The 25,480-nt window shown below is 62.4% G+C and carries 23 protein-coding genes and 1 pseudogene; 11 read left to right on the top strand and 13 right to left on the bottom strand.

Annotated elements, in window-relative coordinates:
* Positions 1–432: 432 nt before the first annotated feature.
* From J2Z31_RS19220 to J2Z31_RS19230, 3 genes are all read left to right on the top strand, one after another.
* Complete coding sequence (locus tag J2Z31_RS19220) at positions 433–1,320, top strand: LysR family transcriptional regulator (protein ID WP_209603498.1); 888 nt, start codon at positions 433–435, stop codon at positions 1,318–1,320.
* Between the two features lie 116 nt (positions 1,321–1,436).
* Positions 1,437–2,081: a DUF1007 family protein gene (locus J2Z31_RS19225; RefSeq protein WP_209603500.1), complete on the top strand. Its 645-nt coding sequence runs from the start codon at positions 1,437–1,439 to the stop codon at positions 2,079–2,081.
* Positions 2,075–3,103, top strand: coding sequence for a nickel/cobalt transporter (locus J2Z31_RS19230; protein ID WP_209603502.1), 1,029 nt, complete (start codon positions 2,075–2,077; stop codon positions 3,101–3,103). Before J2Z31_RS19225 ends, J2Z31_RS19230 begins: the two co-directional genes overlap by 7 nt.
* Before the next feature lie 107 nt (positions 3,104–3,210).
* Here J2Z31_RS19230 and J2Z31_RS19235 read toward each other — a convergent pair whose 3' ends face one another.
* The 4 genes from J2Z31_RS19235 to J2Z31_RS19250 all read right to left on the bottom strand — a co-directional run bounded on the left by J2Z31_RS19235 (position 3,211) and on the right by J2Z31_RS19250 (position 5,848).
* Positions 3,211–3,426, bottom strand: coding sequence for a hypothetical protein (locus J2Z31_RS19235; RefSeq protein ID WP_209603504.1), 216 nt, complete (start codon positions 3,424–3,426; stop codon positions 3,211–3,213).
* Positions 3,423–4,121 carry a GNAT family N-acetyltransferase gene (locus tag J2Z31_RS19240; RefSeq protein WP_209603506.1) on the bottom strand — a complete coding sequence of 233 codons (699 nt, stop codon included), beginning with the start codon at positions 4,119–4,121 and terminating at the stop codon, positions 3,423–3,425. Before J2Z31_RS19240 ends, J2Z31_RS19235 begins: the two co-directional genes overlap by 4 nt.
* A 217-nt stretch (positions 4,122–4,338) precedes the next feature.
* Positions 4,339–5,043 (bottom strand): tellurite resistance TerB family protein, encoded by a 705-nt coding sequence (locus J2Z31_RS19245; protein ID WP_209603508.1) that lies wholly within the window; start codon positions 5,041–5,043, stop codon positions 4,339–4,341.
* Between the two features lie 166 nt (positions 5,044–5,209).
* Entirely contained in the window at positions 5,210–5,848 is a 639-nt protein-coding gene (locus tag J2Z31_RS19250; protein ID WP_209603510.1) for a 2-dehydro-3-deoxy-phosphogluconate aldolase, read from the bottom strand.
* Positions 5,849–6,052: 204 nt separating this feature from the next.
* Here J2Z31_RS19250 and J2Z31_RS19255 point away from each other — a divergent pair, with 204 nt between their 5' ends.
* From J2Z31_RS19255 to trhO, 3 genes are all read left to right on the top strand, one after another.
* A complete protein-coding gene (locus tag J2Z31_RS19255) occupies positions 6,053–6,520 on the top strand; it encodes a CYTH domain-containing protein (protein WP_209603512.1) in 468 nt (155 codons plus the stop codon).
* Between the two features lies 1 nt (position 6,521).
* Entirely contained in the window at positions 6,522–7,430 is a 909-nt protein-coding gene (locus J2Z31_RS19260; protein WP_209603514.1) for a CHAD domain-containing protein, read from the top strand.
* A gap of 113 nt (positions 7,431–7,543) precedes the next feature.
* Positions 7,544–8,488 carry an oxygen-dependent tRNA uridine(34) hydroxylase TrhO gene (trhO, locus tag J2Z31_RS19265; RefSeq protein ID WP_209603516.1) on the top strand — a complete coding sequence of 315 codons (945 nt, stop codon included), beginning with the start codon at positions 7,544–7,546 and terminating at the stop codon, positions 8,486–8,488.
* Between the two features lie 135 nt (positions 8,489–8,623).
* Here trhO and J2Z31_RS19270 read toward each other — a convergent pair whose 3' ends face one another.
* From J2Z31_RS19270 to J2Z31_RS19305, 8 genes and pseudogenes are all read right to left on the bottom strand, one after another.
* Positions 8,624–9,997, bottom strand: a complete 1,374-nt coding sequence (locus J2Z31_RS19270; RefSeq protein WP_209603518.1) for a GH1 family beta-glucosidase — start codon at positions 9,995–9,997, stop codon at positions 8,624–8,626.
* A 168-nt stretch (positions 9,998–10,165) separates the two neighbouring features.
* Entirely contained in the window at positions 10,166–11,350 is a 1,185-nt protein-coding gene (locus J2Z31_RS19275) for a Gfo/Idh/MocA family protein (RefSeq protein ID WP_209603521.1), read from the bottom strand.
* A 190-nt stretch (positions 11,351–11,540) separates the two neighbouring features.
* The gene (locus J2Z31_RS19280) at positions 11,541–12,593 is read right to left on the bottom strand and encodes a sugar phosphate isomerase/epimerase family protein (RefSeq protein ID WP_209603523.1); all 1,053 of its coding nucleotides are present in this window, start codon (positions 12,591–12,593) and stop codon (positions 11,541–11,543) included.
* A gap of 229 nt (positions 12,594–12,822) precedes the next feature.
* A complete protein-coding gene (gene xylA / locus J2Z31_RS19285; RefSeq protein ID WP_209603525.1) occupies positions 12,823–14,133 on the bottom strand; it encodes a xylose isomerase in 1,311 nt (436 codons plus the stop codon).
* A 108-nt stretch (positions 14,134–14,241) separates the two neighbouring features.
* A complete protein-coding gene (gene xylB, locus J2Z31_RS19290; RefSeq protein ID WP_209603527.1) occupies positions 14,242–15,714 on the bottom strand; it encodes a xylulokinase in 1,473 nt (490 codons plus the stop codon).
* Positions 15,715–15,723: 9 nt separating this feature from the next.
* Positions 15,724–16,758: a LacI family DNA-binding transcriptional regulator gene (locus J2Z31_RS19295; protein ID WP_209603528.1), complete on the bottom strand. Its 1,035-nt coding sequence runs from the start codon at positions 16,756–16,758 to the stop codon at positions 15,724–15,726.
* Between the two features lie 242 nt (positions 16,759–17,000).
* A pseudogene (locus tag J2Z31_RS19300) lies at positions 17,001–17,627 on the bottom strand (MFS transporter); the annotation flags it as partial.
* Positions 17,628–18,005, bottom strand: a complete 378-nt coding sequence (locus J2Z31_RS19305; protein ID WP_209603530.1) for a VOC family protein — start codon at positions 18,003–18,005, stop codon at positions 17,628–17,630.
* 313 nt (positions 18,006–18,318) lie between these two features.
* Between J2Z31_RS19305 and J2Z31_RS19310 the strand changes: the two genes are divergently transcribed.
* The 3 genes from J2Z31_RS19310 to lysS all read left to right on the top strand — a co-directional run bounded on the left by J2Z31_RS19310 (position 18,319) and on the right by lysS (position 22,310).
* Positions 18,319–19,074 carry a TerC family protein gene (locus J2Z31_RS19310; protein WP_209603532.1) on the top strand — a complete coding sequence of 252 codons (756 nt, stop codon included), beginning with the start codon at positions 18,319–18,321 and terminating at the stop codon, positions 19,072–19,074.
* 274 nt (positions 19,075–19,348) lie between these two features.
* Positions 19,349–20,806, top strand: coding sequence for a glutamate--tRNA ligase (gene gltX, locus J2Z31_RS19315; protein ID WP_209603534.1), 1,458 nt, complete (start codon positions 19,349–19,351; stop codon positions 20,804–20,806).
* A gap of 10 nt (positions 20,807–20,816) precedes the next feature.
* Positions 20,817–22,310, top strand: a complete 1,494-nt coding sequence (lysS, locus tag J2Z31_RS19320; protein WP_209603536.1) for a lysine--tRNA ligase — start codon at positions 20,817–20,819, stop codon at positions 22,308–22,310.
* A gap of 73 nt (positions 22,311–22,383) precedes the next feature.
* Here the strand turns inward: lysS and J2Z31_RS19325 are convergent, their stop codons facing one another.
* Positions 22,384–23,031, bottom strand: coding sequence for a hypothetical protein (locus J2Z31_RS19325; RefSeq protein ID WP_209603538.1), 648 nt, complete (start codon positions 23,029–23,031; stop codon positions 22,384–22,386).
* A gap of 238 nt (positions 23,032–23,269) precedes the next feature.
* On the opposite strand from J2Z31_RS19325, the gene J2Z31_RS19330 reads away from it, so the two are divergent.
* Together J2Z31_RS19330 and J2Z31_RS19335 are read left to right on the top strand one after the other, a co-directional pair.
* Positions 23,270–24,220 carry a nucleoside hydrolase gene (locus J2Z31_RS19330; RefSeq protein WP_209603540.1) on the top strand — a complete coding sequence of 317 codons (951 nt, stop codon included), beginning with the start codon at positions 23,270–23,272 and terminating at the stop codon, positions 24,218–24,220.
* A gap of 249 nt (positions 24,221–24,469) precedes the next feature.
* The gene (locus J2Z31_RS19335; protein WP_209603542.1) at positions 24,470–25,480 is read left to right on the top strand and encodes a ligase-associated DNA damage response exonuclease; all 1,011 of its coding nucleotides are present in this window, start codon (positions 24,470–24,472) and stop codon (positions 25,478–25,480) included.

Raw genomic sequence — 25,480 nt, forward strand, 5'->3', positions numbered from 1 at the left:
GGATTGGAGGGAATATCCCAACCGCACTTCCGGCAATGAAGGTGTGCCTCTTCAGTAACCCCGGCTGTTGGAGAGCCGGCAGACACCAGAAAGGCCCGCACCGTCGTTGCTTCAAGATGTCCTCGCATTTCCCGGTTGGCCGGAATAGCGACTGGAGGGGTTAGTTCCAGGTACCTTACCGAGATCCTCACCTAATCGAGGGTCGGCGGACACCCACAGGCACGTGCGACTTTGGGCAAGGGCGTAGGTAAGAAAAATCACTGTCGTAATCAAGAGCTTTTTCCGCCTGCCCGGTAATTTTTTCTGGACCGGACAACTGCGTCAGTGTTCACCTTGAATGAACGATTTTCCCGCTGTCGGCGTGCACCGCAGGACGCCAGAAACAGGCGCCTCTTACTCACCGCCCGCGAAGAAGGATAGGAACGACTAGCCATGGACACCCTGACTCGCATCCGCGCCTTTATCGACGTCGTGGACGCGGAGGGTTTCTCGGCCGCAGCCCGGCGGGTCGGCAAGTCCAAGGCGCTGCTGTCGAAATATGTCCGTGAACTCGAGGACGAACTCGGGGCTCTCCTCCTCAATCGTACGACGCGGCAATTCTCGCTGACCGAAGCCGGCCACACCTATTATCGCACCGCGTCCGAGATCCTGAGGGAGATCGATAACCTCGCCGATCTCGTGCGCGCCAACAATGCCGACCTGCGCGGGCGCCTCCGAATCACCGTGCCGAGGACTTTCGTCGATGCGGAGATTGGCCAATCGCTGATCGATTTCGGCAAGCAGCATCCGGAACTGTCGCTCGAGATCGTCTGCGACGACCGTTTCGTCGATCTCGTCGAGGAGGGTTTCGACGTCGCAATTCGCATCACCCGTCTCGAGGATTCGACGCTCATCGCGCGCAAGCTCGACGATTTTCAAATCCTCGTCTGCGCCTCGCCCGAATTCATGGCTAGGAATGGCCCGCTCAACCATCCGAGCGAGCTTTCGAAGGCCGCCTGCATTCTCGACACCAACGGCCGCTCCTACTCGAACTGGCGTTTCATCGAGGTGGACGGTTCGCCCTTCACCGTTCCGGTAAGCGGTCCGATCGAAGTCAACAGCCCGCTCGCCTCTGTGCGCGCGGCGGTGGCCGGCCTCGGAGTTGCACCCGTGCCGGACTTCATCGCCCGGCCGAAGATCGCGAGCGGCGAACTAGTCACCCTGTTCGAGGAGTTCCTGCCGAAGGACCGCGGCATCTACGCAATTTACCCGCACCGGCGATACCTGCCGGCGAAGGTCCGTTCATTCGTCGATTTCCTGCATGGCTGGTTCCGCAACTGATGAAGCCGAACGCACCTGTTGCGCGCGGTGAAGACGGCGCCCGCGTCCCAATTCCGTCCCATTTGCGATACATTCGGTGGCGATTCGTACGGTTTCGGCCGAAAGGATTCCACCCGATGCAAACAAAACGCCTCGTCATGGCCGGCCTTGCGACGCTCCTTGCGCCCACGCTGGCTAGTGCCCATCCGCACATCTTCGCCGAAGCGCGGCTCGAGATCGTTTCCGACGAAACGGGCGGCATCGGCGAGTTGCGCAACGTCTGGCGTTTCGACGAGATGTTCTCGGCAAGCGTGGTGCTCGACTTCGACAAGAACTCGAACGCTACCCTCGATCCGGAAGAACTGAAGGAAGTCGGCCAGACGGTGCTCGAATCGCTCGCGGAGTACAATTACTACACGACCATACTCGACAATGGGAAATCGGTGAAAGTGAACCGACCCGCCGGCATCACGGTCGACTACAAGGACAACCAGCTCTTGATGATGTTCGCTGTCAAGCCCGCAGAAGCGATGCCGCTCAAGGGGAAGCTTTCCTTCGGGGTCTATGATCCGACCATGTACACGGCGATGGATTTTGCGACGGACGACGATCTCGCGGTCGTCGGTGAGAAGATCGAAGCCTGCAAACGTCAGGTGGTACGGCCGGACCCGGATGAAGTGCTCGCCGAGAACAAGGACACCCTTACGGACGCGTTCTGGAGCGACCCGACGGGCACCGACATGTCGAAACTGTTCGCGACCAGGATCGAGATCACATGCTGAACGTCCGCAGGATCGGCAGTCCGCTTTTGGCCGCGCTTTTTTTGACGGCCATTTGCGTGACCACGGCCATGGCCCGATCGCCGCTCGGCATCGGCTCTGCCGAGCCTTCCTTCCAGACGACCGGGATGTTCGGCGGCTTGCTCGCCTGGGTGAATATGGAGCAGCAGAACTTCTATCGCCTGCTGACGGGGGCGCTGAAGGACATGCGCGAAAACCCATGGCAGCTCTGGTCGCTGATCGGCCTCTCCTTCGCCTACGGCGTCTTCCATGCGGCCGGCCCGGGCCATGGCAAGGCCGTCATATCCTCCTACATGATCGCCAACGAGACGGAGCTCAGGCGCGGCGTACTCCTTTCCTTTCTCTCCTCGATGCTGCAGGGCGTCGTCGCCATCCTGCTGATCGGCGCCGTCTATCTCCTGTTGCGCGGCTCGTCGATCAACATGACGCGTGCGACCCATTCGCTCGAAGTCGCAAGCTATGCGCTGATCGCTGCTTTCGGCGGCTGGTTGATGTTCCGCAAGCTGCGCTCGATGGCCCGGCCGGCGCCTGCCGACGCCCATGCACATGCGGGGCATGACCACGGTCAGCATCGCCATGATCATCGCCACCATCATGTCCATGACCACACGCATGGCCACGGCGAAGTCTGCGCAACCTGCGGACACGCCCATGCCCCCGATCCGCAAATGCTGAAGGGCGACCGCTTCGCCCTCACCGAAGCCTGGTCGGCGATCGTCGCCGTGGGCTTGCGCCCCTGCTCAGGCGCGCTGATCGTGCTTTCCTTCGCGCTCCTGAACGGTCTCTATCTCGGGGGCGTTCTGTCGGTCTTTGCCATGTCGATCGGCACCGCCATCACCGTCTCTGTCCTCGCCACCATGGCCGTCACCGCCAAGGGCATTGCGGTCCGCTACGCCTCGACCCACTCGGCGGCGGCGCGCATCTCCAACGCCATCGAGATCGCCGGCGCGCTGCTGGTTCTGGTTTTAGGGCTTGTTCTGTTGGGTGCTGCCCTGCAGGGTTGACGCGGGATACATATCCGCCGAGGCAGCCCCCTCATCCCCCTGCCGCGACCTTCTCCCCGCAGGCGGGGAGAAGGGGGTGTGCCCAATCGATGAGAATTAAGCGCAACTCACCGCCCGCGGCGGCGCTGATGGCGGGCGCGCAGCCAGAAGATCAGGAAGAAGCCGAGCACGAAGAGAGTACCGAAGCCGGCTGCGAGCCAGGGCGAAACTTCGCCGAGCCAGAGCATGATCGACGGCAAGGCGAGAAAGCCGAAAGCGACCGCGGCCAGGATGATCGCCGCCGCGATGGCGGGGGTTTTTTCCTTCTTCTCGGGCGTATTCACGCTTGCTCCTTTGCCGCATATTCTGCCCGGACGTCTTCCAGGCGCCGCTTCTGGCGCCCTTCGCTATCGAAGTTCTCCGGCGAAAGCCAGGTTTCGAAAGCGGTCTTGAGAAGCGGCCATTCTCGGTCGATCATGGAATACCAGGCCGTATCACGGTTGGCGTGCTTCGAAATCATGTGTTGACGGAAAATGCCTTCGAAGGTGAAGCCGAGCCGCAATGCCGCGCTGCGGCTCGGTTGGTTCTCGCTGTGGCATTTCCATTCGTAACGCCGATAGCCGAGATCTTCGAACACGTGCCGCGCCATCAGGTAATGGGCTTCCGTCGAGAGCGGCGAACGTGCCATTGCCGGACCGTGCGCCACCCCGCCGACCTCCACGACGCCGTTGGCCGGATCGGCACGCATGTAGTTTGCCATGCCGGTGATATTGCCCGTTGCCCTGTCGCGAAATACCTCGGTAATCCAGCCGGACTTCGCCGCCACCGCGGAGAGCCAGGCATCGAAGTCCTCGATGCCGGAAAAGTCGTCCTGGGTGAAATATTTGAGCAGAGGATTGATCGCCATGCCGCCAAAGGCGTCATTCCAGAGCGCCTCGAGATGAACCTTTCGCTCATAAGGCTCCAGGCGCACGTAGCGCCCCTCGATCAGTACCGGTTGCGGCACCGGGCAGCCCGTCCAATTGGCAAGGTCACGCATCGAGTTCTCCGCGCGCAGATCACGTTGTGATCGATTCTAAGAAGATGACGCGGGATGCTGGCGGAAAACCGCGCACGCTTTTTCTCACCCCGCGCTGACGTTTGCCTCGCAATAGGACGGAAGTCGGCCGAGGACAAATTAAAACTCGTGATGCATCCGATCAGCGCAGGATGGTGCCAGGTCGCTCCTGGAACCGTCCTTTGCGCGATCGCTGCCGTCAGGCCGGGACCTTCGCTGCAGAAACGGTCGCCTCGATATGGTCGACGAGCGCATCTGCAAGACCAAGTCGGCCGGCAAGAAGGTCGAGATAGCCGCGTTCAGCGCGACTTTCCGGCTCGATTGCCAAACGCGAGGCCGTGTAGATTTCGACCCGCTCCTCTTCAGTTTTGCCTGCGGCGATGATCGCGTCGAGATCCGTGGGGTTCGCGAGTTCGGTTTCGAGGAAGGCGGTGGCATCTGCCGACAGTCCAGAGACGGCGAGCTTGTCCATGATATGGCGACGCTCGGACTCATCGATATGGCCGTCGGCCCGCGCCGCCGCGATCATCGCACGGACGAGCACGAGCGCGAAATCGTCGCTCATGGCCTCCGGGGCAGCGAAACCGGAATTGGCTGGAGGTGCCGGCAACTGGGCCGGCGCCGAGGTCGCGGGCTCGGCCGCGGGCGCCTGGCCCGCCTGATATTTCTTGTAGGCCTGGTAGCCGAGGCCGGCGATCGCCGCCAGGCCGCCGAGAACCGCCGCATTGCCGGCCAGCTTGCGGCCGGACTTGCTGCCAAGGAGGACGGCCGCGATCGCGCCCGTTGCCAAGGGATTGTCCTTGGCGAGTTTCGTCACCTGGTCTGCGCGGTCGCGAACCGAGCCGCCAGCACCGGGCACCTGCGATCCCAGAAACTGATCCAGCAATTTCTTTGCGTCGAACATCGGCTTCGCTCCTTGTCGGTTTGGCGGGCCACAGGGACGCTTCTGACGTCTTCCATCCCGCTGCTGTCGGCGAACAGAGACATAGGAACCTTGCCGGCGAAATACAAACGCGACGCAGAGACGAAAAAAGGCCTGACGACCCGGCCTTTCTCGAGAGAACTTTGCCTCAAGCCTTCAGCGCGGCCGCCTCCGCGGCGAGCTTGGTGATGCCTGCCCAGTCCCCCTTGGCGACGAGTTCCTTCGGCGCCACCCAGGAGCCCCCGACGCAGACGACGTTCGGCAAAGAGAGATAGTCGCGGGCGTTGGCGAGCGAAATACCGCCGGTCGGGCAGAACAGGGATCCCGCAAGCGGCGATGAGAGCGCCTTCAGATAGGCAGCGCCGCCGGCCTGCTCGGCCGGGAAGAACTTCATCACCTCATAGCCTTCCTCGCGCAGGCCCATCACTTCGCTCGCCGTTGCCGCCCCAGGCAGCAGCGGCACCTCGTGCTCATTGGCGACGTCGATCAGTTCCTGGGTCGTGCCGGGGCTGACGATGAATTGCGATCCTGCCTCTATGGCCGCTTCGAACTGAGCTGCGTTGAGGATCGTGCCTGCCCCAGCAACCGCGCCTTCGACCTCGTCTGCTACCGCGCGGATCGCCTCGAGCGCTGCCGGGGTACGTAGCGTGATCTCGATCGCGTTGAGGCCGCCGGCAACCAGTGCCCGCGCGAGCAGTACGGCGGTCGCTGCATCATCGATCATCAGCACCGGCACCACTGGTTGCAGCTTGAGGATGGAAAGAAGCTTGTCGGTCTTCACGCTCATGCTTGCCGTCCCTTTTAAAACGATTGAATGTTGCCCTTCGCATACTCCGCCCGCCTGTCATTGTCGAGCCCGAAAGGCGCTGCTCCAATCCGTCGCATAACAGCAGACGGCAAAATATTATCGGACCCAACGACATGGGCTTGAGCATGAGCAATTTAACGTTAGTCTCTGCCGGTAGTCGACCTCTCGAGATGGCAGGATTCCATGGCGAAGGAGATTGAGCGCAAGTTCCTCGTTGCTTCAGACGCCTGGCGGCAACATGCCGATAAGGGCATCAGGCTCAGGCAGGCCTATATCGTGACCATGGAGGATCGTTCGGTTCGCGTCCGCATCCACGGCAACAAATGGGCGCGCCTCACCATAAAGATCGGCAAATCGTCACTCGTTCGCAACGAGTACGAATATGACCTTCCGATGGATGACGCCCGCGAGCTCCTGACCCAGGCGGTAGGCATCGTTATCGAGAAGCGGCGCTTTCGCGTGCCGCATAAAGGCTTCACCTGGGAGATCGACATTTACGAGGGCGCGCTTGAGGGGCTCGTCGTCGCCGAAGTGGAAATGAAGCGGGAGACAGACCTGCCTTCCTTGCCGTCCTGGCTCGGGCGCGAGATCACCGGCGACCGACGCTATTCCAACCAGGCGCTTGCCACCTCGGGGCTGCTGGTCGCATAGCATGACCTACGCCTTCACGCCGGGACGGCCTTTCACCGAAGACTTCCGCGCCATCGCCGCCGAACAGATCGAGCGCGCAGTGGCCGTGCTTAGAGAGCGACCGGCCGGCCTGCACGAGGCAATTCACGACGCGCGAAAGAGTTTCAAGCGCCTTCGTGCGCTCTACCGGCTCGTGGCATGCGATGCCGCCCTGTTCCAGAAACAGGAAAACGCCCGTATTCGCGACATGGCGCAAAATCTCTCGACCGTCCGTGATGCGGCAGCCCTTGTCGAGAATGCCAAACATCTGCGCGAGCATGCGGCCAGCAAAGAGCAGCGGGTGGCGCTGGACAAGGTCTGCTCGGCCCTGCTCGCTCGCCGCGACCGCATCGCCGCATGCGATACCGATCTCGACGAAAAAATCTGCGTGACGATCGCCGGCTGCGGACAAGCGCATTCGGCGCTTGCACATATCTCCTTCCATGACGGCAGGCGAAAATCCGCTGCTCGACTTGAAAACGGCTGGCGGCGCGCGCTGGAGCGCGCCGCACGCGCTCGGGCTGCCTGCGGAACCGGCATCGACGCGCGCCTCTTCCACGAATTGCGCAAGCGCGCGCAGGATTACCGGATGAATCTCGCGCTGCTGCGGGAGGTATGGCCATCGGCCATGCAGGCGAAACGGGCGGAAACCGGGGAACTGGTGGATGTACTCGGCCATCTGAACGACCTGGCCGCCTTGACTTCGCTCATCGACGAAGAACCGGAACTCGCCGGCGACAGCCAAGACCAGACGCATCTTCTTTCCGCGATCATCACCCGTCAGGAGGAGCTTCGTCAGGAAGCATTGCAACGCGCACAAGCGGTCTTCCTCGATGAGCCCGAGAGGGAAAGCCGGACGGTCGAATTGCTCTGGCTCGAGGCTGCACGATAGCTGTGTGACCTCATCGGGCCAGATTGCCCCGGCGTGCCCTCACCCTCATGTGACATTCACACGTGCAATTCGCCGCAATTGCGCGAGGCGCCCAAAAGCTGTATTTGCCTCCCATGAACGACACGCTTGAGACACCGTGCCCGGAGACGCAAGGCCAGTTTCTGGTGGCCGCGCTCTATCACTTCGTTTCCTTCCCCCGCTTCGCCGAGTTTCGCGAGCCGCTGCAGCTCGTCTGCAATGAAAACGGGGTGAAAGGCACCCTGCTGCTTGCCCATGAGGGCATCAACGGCACGATTGCCGGCAGCGATGAGGGAATTGCGGCGGTGCTCGCCTATCTGCGCGCGCAGCCCGAATTCGGCCGACTGGAGCACAAGGAAAGCCGAGCCTCCTCCATGCCCTTCCTGCGCATGAAGGTTCGGCTGAAGAAGGAAATCGTCACCATGGGCGTCGAGAATATCGACCCCAACCGTGTCGTCGGCACTTATGTGGAACCCAAGGATTGGAACGCGCTGATCTCCGATCCGGGCACGCTCGTTATAGATACCCGCAACGACTACGAAACCGCGATTGGCGTCTTCCGCGGTGCCGTCGACCCGAAGACGAAGAGCTTCCGCGAATTTCCCGACTGGGTGCGCAACAACACGGGCCTGCACACCAAGCCGAAGATCGCCATGTACTGCACCGGCGGCATTCGCTGCGAGAAGGCGACCGCCTTCATGAAAGAACAGGGCTTCGAGGAGGTTTTCCACCTCAAGGGCGGCATCCTCAAATATCTCGAGGAGGTCCCGCCGGAGGAAAGCCTCTGGGACGGCGCCTGCTTCGTCTTCGACGAGCGCGTCTCCGTCACCCAGGGGCTTCAGGAGGGCGAGCACACGCTCTGCCATGCTTGCCGCCAACCTCTGACGCCGGAGGAGTTGCTCTCTCCGTTTCACGAAGAGGGCGTTTCCTGCGTCCATTGCCATGGCGCGCGCACTGACGAAGACCGCGAGCGCTACCGCGAGCGGCAGCGGCAGATCACGCTGGCGAAAAAGCGCGGCGAGCGGCATCTCGGAAGCTGAGCCGACATTTTGCCGCTCGGCTTAGGCTACCCCTCCTCATACCGCTTCGCGGTCGATCAGTCAGGCAGCGTCTCGCACTCGGCCAGATGAAGCGCGAGCCGGTCCCAATGCGATATGACGCGCGGCGCTCTCGTGTCACGCGGCCTTGTGGTTCCCCTTGGGGAACTGTTCCGCCAGTTCCTTATACCAGTGACCACTCTTCTTGATCGTGCGGACCTGCGTCTCGTAGTCGACATGAACAATGCCGAAGCGCATGCGGTAGCCTTCCGCCCATTCGAAATTGTCCATGAGGCTCCAGGCGAAATAGCCCCGCATTGGATAGCCCTTGGCAATCAAGTCGGCCGTCACCGAGAGGTGGTCGGCGATATAGTCGAGCCGCGGCTGGTCGTCGACGATGCCGTTTTCGACGCCCATATTGTAACAGGCGCCGTTCTCGGTGATGTAGCACTCCGGAAGCGCGTAACGGGCGTTGAGCGTCTCGACCAGCGCTCCGAGCGCCGGTGCGTAAACCTCCCAGCCGATATCGGTCTTCGCGGAGCTGACCGGCTTCGCATTGGTCGTTGCCGGATATTCGGCGTCCGGGGTCGGATCGCTCGAGACCCGCATCGGCGTGTAGTAGTTGAGGCCCCACCAGTCGAGCGGCTGTGCGATCGTCGCCATGTCGCCGTCTTCGATTTGCGGCATGCGGGAACCGAGCTCCGCAAGGAATCCCTCCGGATATTCGCCTTTGAACACTGGATCGAAGAAGACGCCGTTGTGGAAATCGAAAGCGCGCTCGGCCGCTGCCTTGTCCTCGGCGGTAGTGCTTCCGGGGTAGATCGAGTGGGCATTGATGACGATGCCGACCGGCAGGTCCGCCCGTTCCGAGCGGATGGCCTCGACGCCGAGACCGTGCGCAAGATTGGTGAAATGGAGTGCCGCAAGCGCCGCATCCATGTTGCGCTCGCCCGGCGCATGCACGCCGTAGAGGTGCCCGAGCCAGACGGAGCACCAGGGCTCGTTGAAGGTCGCCACCGCATCCAGCCGATCACCGATGCGGGCAATGACCGTCTTGGCATAGCGCTGGTAAGCATAGGCGGTGGTCCGCGCCGTCCAGCCGCCGTCACCCATCAGCGCCAGCGGCAAATCCCAGTGGTAAAGCGTCGCAAAGGCCTTGATGCCGCGAGCCTTTAGCCCGTCGACGAGCCGGTCGTAGAAGTCGATGCCCCTCTCGTTCACCGGTCCCGTGCCTTCCGGAATGATGCGGGGCCAGGCGACCGAGAAGCGATAGGCCTCGACGCCCAGGCTCTTGATCAGGTCGAGATCCTGCTCCAGCCGATTGTAATGGTCGCAGGCGACGTCACCGTTATGGCGCCCGAAAACCCGACCGGGCATGTTGGAAAAGGAGTCCCAGATCGACGGCTTGCGCCCGTCTGCTTTGCTGGCACCTTCGATCTGGAAGGAAGCGGTGGCGACGCCGAAGACGAAGTCGCCGGGCAGGCGTTCTGCAAGTTTCCTGGCTTCAATCATGCGTTATCATCCCGTCGTCTGGCAGCGGCACGCTTGGCGCCGCTGCACACCCATGTTTGGACCCTCGGCTACTGCATATCTCCCTAAATTGAAGACGCGCGGGCGCTGTGGTGCGCCGGGGGCAATTGTCGACCGCGGCGATCGGGGAGGCCCAACCGCCAGCAGGTCTTAGACCTTCACCCAAGCACCGTTGCGCTTGGAGGAGCGCACGCAGGCATCGACGAAGATCATGCCCTTCATACCGTCGTCGATTGTCGGATAAGTGACGGCGGGGTCGACCTTGTCACCATTGCGCTTGGCATAGATCGCCCGTGCCGCTTCCGAATAGATGTTGGCGAACGCTTCGAGATAGCCTTCCGGGTGGCCCGAAGGTATGCGCGAGGCGCGGGCCGCCGCCGGTGACGCGCCGGCGCCGGCGCGTGTCAGCAGGCGTTTCGGCTCGCCGAATGGCGTGTACCAGAGGTAGTTCGGGTCCTTCTGCGTCCATTCGAGGCCACCCTTGGTGCCATAGACGCGCAGCATCAGCCCGTTCTCGTTGCCGGGCGCCACCTGGCTGCACCAGAGCATGCCCTTGGCGCGTGCGCCGTCCTTCTCCTTGAAACGCAACATCACATGCGCATTGTCATCGAGCTGACGACCGGGAACGAAACTGTCGAGATCGGCCGCAAGTTCGTCCAGTTCCAGTCCAGATACGAAGCAGGCTAGATTGTATGCGTGCGTGCCGATATCGCCAGTCGAGCCGCCGGCTCCCGAGCGCGCCGGATCGGTCCGCCACGCGGCCTGTTTCTGGCCGGACTGCTCGATGTTTTCGGTCAGCCAATCCTGCGGATATTCCATCTGGACAAGGCGGACCGGGCCTAGGTCGCCATTCGCGATCATCTCGCGTGCCTGCCGGACCATTGGGTAGCCGGTGTAGTTGTGCGTCAGCACGAAAAGCGCATCGCTCTCGTCTGACGCCTGCTTGAGCCTTTTCGCATCGGAGAGCGTAGAGGTTAGCGGCTTGTCGCAAATCACGTGAATGCCGCGCTTCAGGAACTCCTTGGCCGCGGCATAGTGGACATGATTGGGGGTGACGATCGCCACCGCCTCGATGCCGTCTTTCAGCTTCGCTTCGCGGATCGCCATCTGCTTGAAATCAGAATAGACCCGCGACGGATCGAGACCCAATTCGCGGCCCGAGGCTTGCGCCTTTTCCGGCGTCGCAGACAACGCGCCGGCGACGAGTTCGAAATGGTCGTCGAGTCTCGCGGCGATGCGATGCACGGCGCCGATGAAGGCACCGGAGCCGCCGCCCACCATACCGAGCCGAATCCGCTTCTGACGAGTTTCCGTACTGCTTCCCTCAATTGCCATGCGTGCTACCTCTTCTGAAAATAGCTGTTTTGTGAAACTGCCGCCTCTGCCCCTCCCCACACAGGGAGGGGCTTATGTTGTCGCCCACGCTCCACTCATCCTTGACGGTTTCCTGAGCATAAATTTTGCGATTGACGCCGACGGACTCGGAAAGCCCCTCCCCCTGGTGGGGAGGGGTTGGGGGTTCCGCTTAGAGCCCCAACATCCGGCGGTTCGCCGCCTCATCTGCGCCGCTGTCGGCGAAATCGTCGAAAGCCTTCTCCGTGACGCGGATGATATGTGCCTTGACGAATTCCGCGCCCTCGCGCGCGCCGTCTTCCGGATGCTTCAGGCAGCACTCCCACTCGACCACGGCCCAGCCGGAAAAGTCGTTCGCTGCCATTTTCGAGAACACCGCGCCGAAATCCACCTGACCGTCGCCGAGCGAGCGGAAGCGCCCGGCTCGATTCACCCAGCCCTGGTAGCCGCCATAGACACCCTGCCGGCCGGTCGGATTGAACTCCGCATCCTTGACGTGGAACATCCGGATGCGATCCTTGTAGATGTCGATGTTCTCGAGATAGTCGAGGCACTGCAGCACGTAGTGCGAGGGATCGTAGAGCATGCAGGCGCGGGCGTGGTTGCCGGTGCGCTCGAGGAACATCTCATACGTGATGCCGTCGTGCAGATCCTCGCCCGGGTGGATTTCGTAGCAGACGTCGACGCCGCAGTCCTCCGCATGATCGAGGATCGGTGCCCAGCGGCGGGCGAGCTCGTCGAAGGCGGTTTCAACGAGACCCGCCGGGCGCTGCGGCCAGGGATAGACGAAAGGCCAGGCGAGCGCGCCGGAGAAGCTCGCCATTGCGTTCAGTCCGAGGTTCTTGGACGCGGTCAGCGCCAGCTTCACCTGCTCGACCGCCCATTGCTGGCGCGCCTTCGGATTGCCGCGCACCTCGGGTGCGGCGAAACCGTCAAAAGCCTCGTCATAGGCGGGGTGCACCGCCACCAGTTGCCCCTGCAAATGCGTCGAAAGCTCGGTGATCTCGACGCCGTTGTCGCGTGCCTTGCCGACGATCTCGTCGCAATAGGCTTTCGATTCGGCCGCTTTCTTCACGTCGAAGAGGCGCCCGTCCCAACTCGGGACCTGCACGCCCTTGTAGCCGCAATCGGCTGCCCATTTGGTGATCGCATCCCAGGAATTGAACGGCGCCGCATCGCCGGCGAATTGCGCAAGAAAGAGCGCGGGTCCCTTGATGGTCCTCATGCAAAATTCCTCCCTGTTGATTTTGGTCGTCTCAGACACCGGCTCCGGCCGAATGATGACCTTTGAGCGCGCTGCTCTACAATCTCGCGTAAACCGAAACACCTGCAACGTTGCAGGGACCAGAAGCTAGCAGATTTTCCACGACGAGCAATAAGCTTCCGTCGCCGTCGGAAGGACCTGCCGTCGCCGGCAGGAGCGACAATTGCGCCCTGCCGGCGAACAGTGCCTGTCAGACGTAACGATTGACGATGTTTTCCAGAAGCTCCTGCTTGCCGGATTTCGGCTGCGGATTGAGGTCGGCCTTGCGGACCCAAGCCTCGATTTCGTCGAGCGAGAAGCCGCCCTCGAGCATTTTCCTTGCCTCGGGCACGTTCCAACCGGCGTAACGCTCATCCAGTGGGCTCGAAAGCGCCTTATCCTCAATCATCTTCGCTGCCGCCTTGAGACCGCGCGCGCAGCAATCAATGCCGCCGATATGGCCGATCAGGAGGTCTTCAGGATCGATCGACTGGCGACGCAGTTTTGCGTCGAAGTTGGTTCCACCGGTCTTGAAGCCGCCGCCGGACAGCACCTGATAGTAGGCGAGCGTCATCTCCGGGACATTGTTGGGGAACTGGTCCGTATCCCAGCCGGATTGATAATCGTTGCGGTTCATGTCGATCGAGCCGAAGATGCCGAGCGCATTGGCAAGCGCCAATTCGTGCTCGAAGGAGTGGCCGGCGAGGATCGCGTGACCCTGCTCGATGTTCACCTTCACCTCGTTCTCGAGGCCGTACTTTTTCAGAAAGCCGTAGACAGTCGCGACATCGAAATCATATTGGTGCTTGGTCGGCTCCTGCGGCTTCGGCTCGATCAGGATCGTGCCCTTGAAGCCGATTTTGTGCTTGTACTCGACGACGAGGCTGACGAAACGGCCCAGCTGGTCGAGTTCGCGCTTCAGGTCGGTATTGAGCAGCGTCTCGTAGCCCTCGCGACCGCCCCAGAGCACATAGTTCTCGCCGCCGAGCCTATGAGTCGCATCGATGCAGGTCTTCACCGTAGCGGCGGCAAAGGCGAAGACATCCGGGTCGGGGTTGGTCGCGGCACCCCCCATGTAGCGCCGGTTCGAGAAGAGATTCGCCGTGCCCCACAGCAGCTTGACCCCGGTCTCCGCCTGCTTGAGGGCGAAATAGTCGACGATCTCGTTGAGATTGCTGGTGTTCTCTGCAAAGTTCCGGCCCTCCGGACGCACGTCGGCATCGTGGAAGCAGTAGAAGGGCACGCCAAGTAGCCGGAAGAATTCGAAGGCGACGTCGGCCTTCAGCTTCGCTGCTTCCATGGTGTCCTTGAACCAGGGGCGCTCGAAAGTCTGGCCGCCGAAAGGGTCGCCGCCGGGCCAAACGAAGCTGTGCCAGTAGGCGACGGCAAAGCGCAGATGGTCCTCCATGCGTTTGCCGAGGACGATCTCGTCCGGATTGTAGTGGCGGTAGGCGAGCGGATTGCTGCTTTCCGGCCCTTCATATCTGATCTTGGCGATATCGCCGAAAAAATCCGTGCTCACGGCTGTCTCCTCTCGTGGACTTCGAACGCCGGCGCCCGTTTGCCGGAACGCGGCGTTTGCTGGGAAAGTAATCGTTTTCATTGGCTCCTGCGGCGCATCCGGTGGGGGCTAAACGCCTCGGCTTGATTGGATCGTCGCTCCTTTGATCGCGGGATAAAGCCGGCGGTAACGCCGATAGGCCTCCTCATAGGCGGGGACCAGCGAGACCTCCGGTTCGATCGTCTCCGCGGTTTCGGGCGCGGTGCAGGTCGCAATTGGATCGGCTCCGGTGGCGGCAATCAGGCCGAGTCGCGCCGCACCGAAGGCCGCACCGAAATCGCCGTCTGCCGGAAGGTCCACCGGCAAGTTGAGCGCAGTCGCGATCGACTTCAGCCAATAGCGCGACCGTGAGCCGCCGCCGATCGCGGTGACGCGCGCGAGAGAGGTGCCGGCCGCACTCAACGCCTCTAGGCTGTCGCGGATGGCGAAGGAAACGCCTTCGAGTACCGCCTGGGTCAACGCCGCGCGGGAACTTTCGTGGCCGAGCCCGGCAAAGACGCCGCGGATCGCCGCGTCGTTATGCGGCGTGCGTTCGCCGGAGAGGTAGGGAAGAAAAGTCACCGAACCCGGTGAGCTGAGCATATCGCCAAGCTCGCCGGTCAGTTCGGCAGCGCTCCTGTTGGTGATGCCGGAATGCCAGTTGAGAGCGTCGGTCGCCGAAAGGATGACGCCCATCTGGTGCCAGGTGTTCGGCAGTGCGTGGCAGAAGGCGTGGACGGCGCTTTCCGGATTAGGCAGGTAACGAGCGTTTGCGGCGAAGAGCACGCCGGAGGTGCCGAGAGAGACGAAGGCCTGTCCTTCCCTGACCGTGCCCATCCCGCAGGCGGATGCCGCATTGTCGCCGGCGCCACCGGCGACGACGACATTCGCGCCCATGCCCCAACGGCTCGCGAGTTCTGGTCTGAGCATGCCCGCGCCCTCCGTACCTTCGACGAGGGTCGGCATGTGCCGCTCCTCCAATCGAGTGGCGGCAAGCAAGCTTTCCGACCATTTGCGGTGGCCCGTATCGAGCCAGGCCGTGCCGGCGGAATCCGACATTTCCGAGATGTGCTCGCCGGTGAGCCAAAGGCGGAGATAGTCCTTCGGCAACAACACCCAGCGCACCTTCGCGAAGATTTCAGGCTCGTTCTCACGCACCCAGGCGAGCTTCGGCGCGGTGAAGCCGGGAAAGACGATGTTACCGGTGAGTGCGCGGAACTGCGGATCGCTGTCGAGCGCGGCCGCCTCGCGGAAGCTCCGCGTATCGTTCCAAAGAATGCACGGACGAAGGACCGCGTCCTGCGCGTCGAGAAGCGTCGCGCCGTGCATCTGCCCGGAAAGGCCGATACCGCGGACGGCCGCAAGCGCTTGCGGATGGGTCGCACTGAGCGTCCCGACGGCGTCCTCGGTCGCCCTCGTCCAACCGGACGGGTCCTGCTCCGACCAGCCGGGAAGCGGCCGCGACACTTCGAGAGCCGCCGATGCGGAGCCGATGATGCGTTGCCCCTCGTCGATCAACATCGCCTTGACACCGGACGTGCCGAGATCCAATCCGAGATACATGATGTTCTCCTAAGCCTGCCCGTTCGGCAGGTTGTCTTTCAGGAATACGTCGATCCGGATGCGTTCCTGCGCCTCGAGGACCGGCAAACCGTCCGCCTTGGCCTTCAGTACGCGGATTGCGCTCCTGACCTCGTGACCGGCATCCTGATTGAGCAGGGCGTCAATCGTTCCGGAGAGCAGGGCGGCTCGGCTGTAGGACGTCAATTCATGTGCGATCACGCAGACCTGCGCCCGACCTGCCTTCTCAAGCGCCGCGACGAGACCCCGATTGCCCGCACCGAGACTGTAGATGCCGGCAATATCCGGATGGCGTTCGAGCAGGGCCGCGACGAGTTTTTCGACCAGAACCGGGTCGTCCTGCCCCTCGATCACCGGCAGGATCGACCGGCTACCGAAACTTTCGCACATGACCGACCGGAAACCTTCGAGCCGCTCCCTGTGGTCGCGGACCAGCATCGAGCCCGCCAGGACAGCGACGGGCCCCGCGCGGTCGCCAAGGAATCGCCCGATCAGCGTTCCGGCCGTTCGCCCGGCGGCTATGTTGTCGATGCCGGCGAAGTGGTCGCGGGAGGATCCCGGCAGGTCGGATACGAGAGTCACGACCGCAATCCCATCGTCGCGAAGCCGCCTTACAGCATCCGTCACCTCGGGCGCGTCAATGGCGACTACCGCGACCCCTGCGGGCCCGCGCCGATGCGCTTCCGCCAGCGCGTTGGCCAGTGCCTGCGGATCGAAAGCAGGCACGAAAAGGATGTCAATCTCCGTCCGCTCGGCTGCAGACCGCGCGATGGCTTCCCTGACCTCAGTCTCGAGTCCGAGCATGAACGAATTGTCGCCGGCAGGAAGGATGAAAATCAGCTTATAGCTGCGGCCCTTCGCAAGATTGGCGGCAGTCACGTCGCGCACATAACCGAGGCTGGCGATCGCCCGCTCGACCTTGTCGCGCGTCAACTCCCTGACCCCCGGACGGTTGTTCAACACCCGGTCGACGGTCGCAAGACTGACACCCGCTTCGGCGGCGATATCGTGAACGGTTGGACGCATCCTCTCCCCCTCGGAAAACCCTTAGAGGAATATTTGATGTACGTAAATCAAAAACGCGCGAACATGCACAACAGCGGATACGGAGAAGTGGTGCAGCGTTGTCAGCGCCGCTTTCGAAAGCGCCCCCTGTGGTAACGCGAAGGCCGGCGAGCAACGATCGCGGCAGCCAAGCCGGCCGTCTCTTGGGGGCGCATGCGGCTGGTGGCATCGCTTTCGTCTGGCGCGCCAGTCTGAGACTGAGGCTAGTGCCCGCCGCCTCCAGCCCCGGTGCCCCCTGGCTTGCTGATCATCAGGACGCCAAAGATCATTGCCAGGAACAGCACGGTCAAGAGCCGGAAGATGTCGCTAAAGGACAGGATCGTCGCCTGCTGCTGCACCATTGCGGCAAGTTGCTTGAGCGCAGCGGTCGCGCCGTCGAGGCCGTAGGCATCGAAATTCGAAGTCATGTTCTTTAAGCGCTCCACCGCCTCGGGATTACCCCATTGGACGTGCTCGGCGAGCCTCGCGTAGTGGAAATCCTGCCGCTGCGTGAGAATCGTATTGATGATCGCAAGGCCGACGGCGCCGCCGAGATTGCGTGTCAGGTTGAAGAATCCCGAGGCATTGCGGATGCGTGCGGGCGGTAGGGTGCCGAGCGCGATATTGTTGATCGGCACCATGCAGAGCATCAGCGAGGAGCCGCGCAGGATCTGCGGCATGAGCAGTTCCCAGAAGTCCCAATCGCCCGTCAGGTGGCTCATCATCCAGGTACCCGCCGCAAAACCGGCAAAGCCAATGCCCATCAGCAAACTGAGATCGAACCGGCTCGCGAGGAATCCCGCAATCGGTGCGGTGAGAACCTTCGCGAGACCCGAGACGAAGAAATACTCCTACGCTGGACTGCACATCTGCAGGCGATTGCCGAAAGGATCGTATAAGCTCGCGAAGGTTACGAAGCCGGGAAATACCTGCGCGTCCTCGCACCGCACGCCGCGGCGGCGCAACTCCTCGACCGCTCTATGGCAATCCTCGACGTTGAGGACAATGGTGGTTCCTGTCGAGGGCGTCCAGCCGCTCTCGGCCAATGTCACCGAAACGTTTCCACCGGTTCCGCCAGGAGAGAACTCGATCCAGCCCGCCTCGGGCAGGTCGTAGACCGGCCTCCCGAAACCAAGCACGTTCGCATAGAAGTCCCGCGCTCGGTCAAGGTCGGTCACCGAGATCGAGACGACATTGATGCCGCGGAACAAGGCGACGGTTGCGGACATACTTGCAACCTAAATCAGGAAATTTGCTGCGTCGAGCAGAACGACTGCTGAGGGCGGCGGGAAATCTGTCGACGCGTGCTGCGCCTACCAGCGCCGCGCGTCATATCAGAGGCGCGGCAAATCGAGGTCTGAGGAGAAGGGTGCAACCACAATCGGGCAAAGAGTGATCGTTTAGCGCCGCAACGCCGCCGCGAAAGAGGCGGCGGTGCTTGCGACTTTCACAAGTATCCTTAAATACTGCGGCGATCTTGCGCGTCGACGCGCCGGAAGCGGTGTCCGCTTTGCTTAATGGTAGGAAAGGAAAAGATCGCCGATGCAGGAAATTCTCACGCTCGTCCAAAGCCCCGAGGCTTGGGTAGCCCTGATCACGCTCGTCGTCATGGAGGTCGTGCTCGGCATCGACAACCTGATCTTCATCTCGATCCTCACCAACAAATTGCCGGCAGCTCACCGCGTCAGCGCCCGCCGCATCGGTATCGGGCTTGCGCTGATCATGCGCTTGGCGCTGCTCGGCACCATCGCCTGGATCGTACAACTGACCCAGCCGGTCTTCGAAGCCTTCGGCCACGGCTTCTCCTGGAAGGACATGATCCTGATCGCCGGCGGGCTTTTCCTCGTGTGGAAGGCGACGAAGGAAATCCACCACAGCGTCGATCCGAAGGATCACGCGGAGGACTTCATCGCCACCTCGGCCATCAACAGCTTCGCCGCCGCAATAGGACAGATCCTGCTGCTCGACCTCGTCTTCTCCGTCGACAGCATCATCACCGCCGTTGGCATGACGCCGCACCTGCCGATCATGATCGTCGCGGTCGTCGTCGCCGTTGCCGTCATGCTCTTTGCAGCAACGCCGCTCGCCAACTTCATCGAGCGGAACCCGACCATCGTGATGCTGGCGCTCGCCTTCCTGCTGATGATCGGTACAACGCTGATTGCCGAGGGCATGGGCTTCCACGTCCCGAAGGGCTATGTCTATGCGGCAATGGCCTTCTCGGCGCTGGTCGAGGGCCTCAACATGATGGCCCGCAACGCCCGGCTGAAGAAGCAAAGGGCCGAGAAAATCCACTAATCGCCTCACTGGGAGGCCCGCGATTGGCGGGCCTCCATGGGTGGAACATGGGTTGGTTCCGCCGCGCTGCGGAACGATCATCCCCGCAGAAGCGGTCGCCTTCGGGTTTCCGTTGACATAGGGGGCTTTCTATGGTCTCACCCCTGCCGACTGGAATTGCCCGCCGATACCGCTGGTGCGGCGCCCTTGCGGGCGTTTCCTTCCCAAAAAATTGTGCGCCCGCGGGGGTATGCCCCGGCAAAGGGCCCCAAAGCACGTCAAGACGGGCAAGACCATGGCAGATTCAGCAGTCCGAGTGCGCATCGCGCCCTCCCCCACCGGCGAACCGCATGTCGGTACCGCCTATATCGCGCTGTTCAACTATCTCTTCGCGAAGAAGCACGGCGGCGATTTCATATTGCGCATCGAGGATACGGATGCGACGCGCTCGACGCCGGAATTCGAGAAGAAGGTGCTCGATGCGCTCAAATGGTGCGGCCTGAAATGGTCGGAGGGCCCCGATATCGGCGGCCCCTATGGTCCCTATCGCCAGAGCGACCGTAAGGACATCTACAAGCCCTACGTCGAGAAGATCGTCGAGAATGGCCACGGCTTCCGCTGCTTCTGCACGCCGGAGCGGCTGGAAGGCATGCGCGAGGCACAGCGCGCCGCCGGCAAGCCGCCGAAATATGACGGCCTGTGTCTGAGCCTCTCGGCGGAGGAAGTGACCTCGCGCGTCGCCGCGGGCGAGCCGCACGTCGTGCGGATGAAAATTCCGGCGGATGGCTCCTGCAAGTTCCACGACGGCGTCTATGGCGACGTCGAGATCCCGTGGGATGCGGTCGACATGCAGGTGCTGCTAAAGGCGGACGGCATGCCGACCTACCACCTGGCGAACGTCGTCGACGATCACCTTATGAAGATCACCCATGTCGCACGCGGCGAGGAATGGCTCGCCTCCGTACCGAAGCACATCCTGATCTACCAGTACCTCGGCCTCGAACCGCCGAAGTTCATGCATCTGTCACTGATGCGCAATGCCGATAAGTCCAAGCTGTCGAAGCGCAAGAACCCGACCTCGATCTCCTACTACACGGCGCTCGGCTACCTGCCCGAAGCGTTGATGAACTTCCTCGGCCTGTTCTTTATCCAGATCGCCGAGGGCGAAGAGCTGCTGACGATTGAGGAGCTGGCAGAGAAGTTCGACCCGGAAAACCTCTCCAAGGCGGGCGCCATTTTCGACATCCAGAAGCTCGATTGGCTGAACGCCCGATGGATCCGCGAGAAACTGTCGGAAGAGGAATTCGCGGCACGTGTGATTGCCTGGGCATCGGAAAACGATCGCCTCAAGGAAGGACTGAAGCTGTCCCAATCGCGCATCTCGAAGCTCGGGGAACTGCCGGACCTCGCTGCCTTTCTCTTCAAGTCGGATCTCGGTCTGCAGCCATCTGCCTTTGCGGGCGTCAAGGCCTCGCCTGAGGAGATGCTCGACATCCTGAACACGGTTCAGCCGCATCTGGAGAAGATCCTCGAGTGGAACAAGGAGTCGATCGAAGCGGAACTGCGCGCCGTCGCCGATGCGACGGGCAAGAAGCTGAAGGCGATCGTCGCGCCGCTCTTCGTTGCCGTCTCGGGCTCGCAGCGCTCGCTGCCGCTCTTCGATTCGATGGAGCTGCTTGGTCGCGCGGTCGTGCGCCAGCGCCTCAAGGCCGCCTCGCAAGTGGTCGCCGCGATGGTCGGCAGCGGAAAGTAAGGACAAGACGATGAACCCGAACAGTGAAAACGGTCTTTCTTCCGATGCGACCGAGGTGCGCGCCCAAAAGCTCGAGCTCCTGCGCGAGCAGATCGGCGATGTCTATCCGGCGCATTTCCACCGCACGATCACCAATGCCGAGCTCGCGGAAAAATATGCCGGGCTCGAGCCGGACACCGAAAGCGGCGAAACGGTGACGGTCGCTGGCCGCGTCTTCTCCTCGCGCAATTCCGGCATGTTCATGGATATCCATGACGCCTCCGGCAAGATCCAGATCTTCTCGCACAAGGACACGACGCCGGAAGAAGCGCGTGCGCTGCTGCCGATGATCGATCTTGGCGACATTGTCGGCGTGACCGGCGAGGTTCGCCGCACCAAGCGCGGCGAGCTGACGGTGAATGCCAAAGAGATCACCATGCTCTGCAAGTCGCTCTTGCCGATGCCCGAGAAGTATCACGGCCTTGCCGACATCGAGACGCGCTACCGCAAGCGCTATCTCGACATCATGGTCAACGAGGAATCGAAGCTGCGCTTCCAGCAGCGGAGCCGCATCGTCTCGAGCCTGCGGCGCTTTCTCGAGGACGAGGGCTTCATGGAGGTCGAGACGCCGATGCTGCAGCCGATCTATGGCGGCGCGACGGCCGAACCCTTCAAGACGCACCACAACACGCTGAAGCTCGACATGTATCTGCGTATTGCGCCCGAGCTTTACCTGAAGCGGGTGCTGGTTTCCGGCCTCACAGACAAGGTTTTCGAGATCAACCGCAATTTCCGCAACGAAGGCGTCTCCACCCGGCATAATCCGGAATTCACCATGATGGAGTGCTATTGGGGTTATGCGGATTATGAAGACATGATGGGCCTCGTCGAACGCATGTTCGAGGCGCTGGCCCTTGCGGTGCACGGCAAGACCGAGTTCGAATTCGGCGAGAAGCAGTTGTCCTTCAAGGGCCCCTTCCCCCGCGTCTCGATGCCGGCAGCCGTGAAGGATGCGATTGGAGTCGACTTCCTCGCCATCGGGACCGACGAGGAGGCGCGCGAGGCAGCCAGGAACGCCGGCATCGAGGTCGAGAAGGATGCGACCTGGGGCGAGGTGCTCGCCTCCATCTTCGAGGAAAAGGTCGAAGCGAAGCTCATCCAGCCGGCGCACGTCATCCACTTCCCCAAGGACATCTCTCCCTTCGCCAAGGAGGTGCCGGGCGAACCGCGGCTTGTGGAACGTTTCGAGACCTATTGTAACGGTTGGGAGATCGGCAACGCCTTCTCCGAGCTCAACGACCCGGTCGAGCAGCGGGCGCGCATGGTCGAGCAGATGGAACAGTCGCACGCCCGCGGCGAGACGGAGAAGACGCTCGACGAAGATTTCCTCGATGCCATGGATCAGGGCATGCCGCCCGCGGGTGGCCTCGGCATCGGCGTCGACCGGCTGATCATGCTGCTCACCAATTCGCCGTCGATCCGCGACGTCATTCTCTTCCCGGCGCGGCGCCAGAAGGCCGACTGAGCCGAGGCAATCTCACGAACAGAGCCCGTTGCGCGAGCGGTGGCCCTTTCTGTCGAAACCTGATGACGCTGGCTCAATGCCCGCCATCAACCTCGACCGTTTTGGCCGCGTGCTCACCTGCCAGCGCGACCTCCGTGCCTTCGGCACCGGCGGCGCCCGGATCCTCGCACAGCGAGCGATCCTCCATCCTCGCCATCATGCCACGGATCTCGTCGAGCCCGAGACTGACCTCCTGGCCGTGGAACATGCCCATCTGATTTGCGTTGCCGTCGTTGTAGGAAGCCCGGAACGGCTCGCCCATGCCTTTCACGCTTCGCGGACCGGGCGCGAACAGCACCTTCGCGCCGATTGCTGCGCCCCGTACAGCAGCACGCTTCTCCGGGCCGGCCGCGTCCAGGACGACAACCTGGTAGAGATCGGCCTTTTCCTTGCTTGCCAAGGCGCCGACGACGCGCAGTGCAGTGCGCATGCGGTCCGGCCCGTTCGCCCTATCTGTCTTCACATGCATGCGGATCCAACGCTGTCCGCTATGATCGAGCTTCACAGTCCTGAGCGTCGTGCAGGCAAGCCCCGAGGGCGAAGGTTCCGCAATACGCGCAATCAGCCGTTCGCCCCCCACATAGACGGCCGCGCCGCCGGACGCAGCGGAGACGACAAACGCCGCCGACAGGATAAGCACAAGGCGCTTTGAAGGACGCAATTTACTCAGGATAACCTTCACGCTCGGCTCCGCTGACGCGCAAAATTGAGAAGAAAAGCCAAAGACTCCTGCCAAGATAGGCGAGCCACCTTTCGGAAAGTTTAAGCGGGCTGCTGCAAAATGGGAGAGGCCGACGCGCCCCTATCGGCAAAGCGCGTGCCACTGCCGATTGACTTTCGCGCCCGGCTTCGCCATTCCCGCCAGGCACAAAATCAAGATTAGGCAACGGCGACGGCCATCCGCCAGAAGAGAAGAAGACATGCACAAGGTTATTTTCGATACGGACCCGGGCGTCGACGACGCCATGGCCCTTCTCTTCCTGCACCGGCATGCGGAAATCGATCTCATCGGCATCACCTCCGTCTTCGGCAATGCCTCGATCGAAACGACGACGCGCAATGCGCTCTTTCTGAAGAAGGCATGGGGCATTGCCGCACCGGTCGCCAAGGGTAGCGGCGAGACCTTCGACACCAGCCGGCCGCATATCGACTGGCCGACAGGCATCCACGGCCATGACGGACTTGGCAACATCGACGTGCCAGACGAAATCGGCCTGCCGCTCGACCCCCGTCCCGCTCACCGCTTCATCATCGACATCATCCGCGCCAATCCGGGCGAGGTCACGCTCGTCGCGGTCGGCCGAATGACCAATCTGGCGCGGGCGGTCAGCGACGATCCGGAGATCGCAACTCTCGTCAAGGGCGTCGTCATCATGGGCGGCGCCTTCGACGTGCCGGGCAACATCACGCCGGCGGCCGAGGCGAACATTCACGGCGACCCGGAGGCAGCCGATATAGTGATGCGGGCGCCGTGGCCCGTGACCGTCGTCGGTCTCGATGTCACCTCGCGGACGGTGATGACGCGCGCCGTGCTTGCGGAGATCGCCGAGCGCGGCGGGGAGGCGGCGCGGCTGCTTGCCGATATCTCGCGGTTCTACATCGCCTTTTACGAGCAGCATGTCGTCGACGGCATGGTCGTGCACGATAGCTGCGCCTGCGCCTATGTCGTGGCGCCGGAACTGTTCAAGACCCGCAGCGGCGCCATTCGCGTCCTCTGCGGCGGCATTGCCGACGGACAGACGATCCAGAAGCCGGACGGACGGATCTTTCCTCCGAACGCCTGGGACGGACAGCCCAGCCAGAAGGCATGCATCGACATTGACGCCGAGGCCGTCCTGAAGCTCATAGGCGACACGCTCGCGAAGGGCTGACGCCGCTTTGCTCTGCGCGGACGCTGCTCACAAGGGCGGGGGGCTGCCCCGCACTCTCGCAGCCGATTTCCGCCGCTGGCGGCGAACGCGACGTCAATGGTACCAATGCAGGTTGTCGCGAGCGCCAAGCCCGCCCCCTCGCGAGACAAGTGCGGGAGGGGTTTGGGGAGGGGCCCTGTCCACGTCGAAAAACGTAAAACTGCGCCCAGATAACTGGCAAGCGCGCGCACGCCGGCTATCTTAATCCGCATGAAGCCGGAGACACTGCTTTATCCCGCCCCCAAGGGCCTCTACTGCCAAACGGGGGATTTCTACATCGATCCGGTGCAGCCGGTCGAAAGGGCGCTGATCACCCATGGTCACTCGGATCACGCTCGCGCCGGCCATGCCCATGTACTCGCGACGCGCGAGACGCTGGACATCATGGCCATCCGCTATGGCGACGGCTTCTGCGGCACAAGCGAGGTGGCGCGGCTCGGCGAAACGATCGCCATCAACGGCGTTCGGGTGACTTTCCACCCGGCCGGCCATGTACTCGGTTCCGCCCAGATTTCCGTCGAAGCGGAGGGGGCGCGAATCGTCGTCTCCGGCGATTACAAGCGCCGGCCGGATCCGACGTGCCTCGGCTTCGAGCCCGTCCCTTGCGACGTCTTCATCACCGAGGCGACCTTCGGACTCCCGGTGTTTCATCACCCGGACGACGCAGCGGAAGTTCAGCGGCTTCTCATGTCGCTGAGGCAATTTCCCGAGCGCGCCCATGTGGTCGGCGCCTATGCGTTGGGCAAGGCGCAGCGCCTCATCGCCCTCCTCCGCCAACAAGGCTATTTCGAGCCGATTCACATTCACGGCGCACTCGCGAAGCTCTGCGACTACTACCGGAGTGCAGGCATCGACCTCGGCGACCTCCGCCACGCGACGATCGAAGGCGCCGGCCGGCAGGACCTTGCCGGCGCTATTGTCATCGGCCCGCCTTCCGCTTTCGCCGAGCGTTGGGCACGACGCTTCGCAGAACCGCTCGCCATCTTCGCCTCCGGCTGGATGCTCATCCGCCAGCGGGCCAAGCAACGCGGCGTCGAACTGCCGCTTGTCATCTCCGACCATTGCGACTGGGCGGAACTGACGGAGACGATTAGGGAAATTGCGCCCGGGGAGGTCTGGGTGACCCATGGCCGCGAGGAGGCCCTGGTGCGCTGGTGCCAATTGCAGGGCATCCCCGCGCGTCCGCTGCACCTCGTCGGCTACGACGACGAGGGAGAATGA

Origin of the sequence: Sinorhizobium kostiense (assembly GCF_017874595.1) — a bacterium.
GTDB lineage: Bacteria > Pseudomonadota > Alphaproteobacteria > Rhizobiales > Rhizobiaceae > Sinorhizobium > Sinorhizobium kostiense.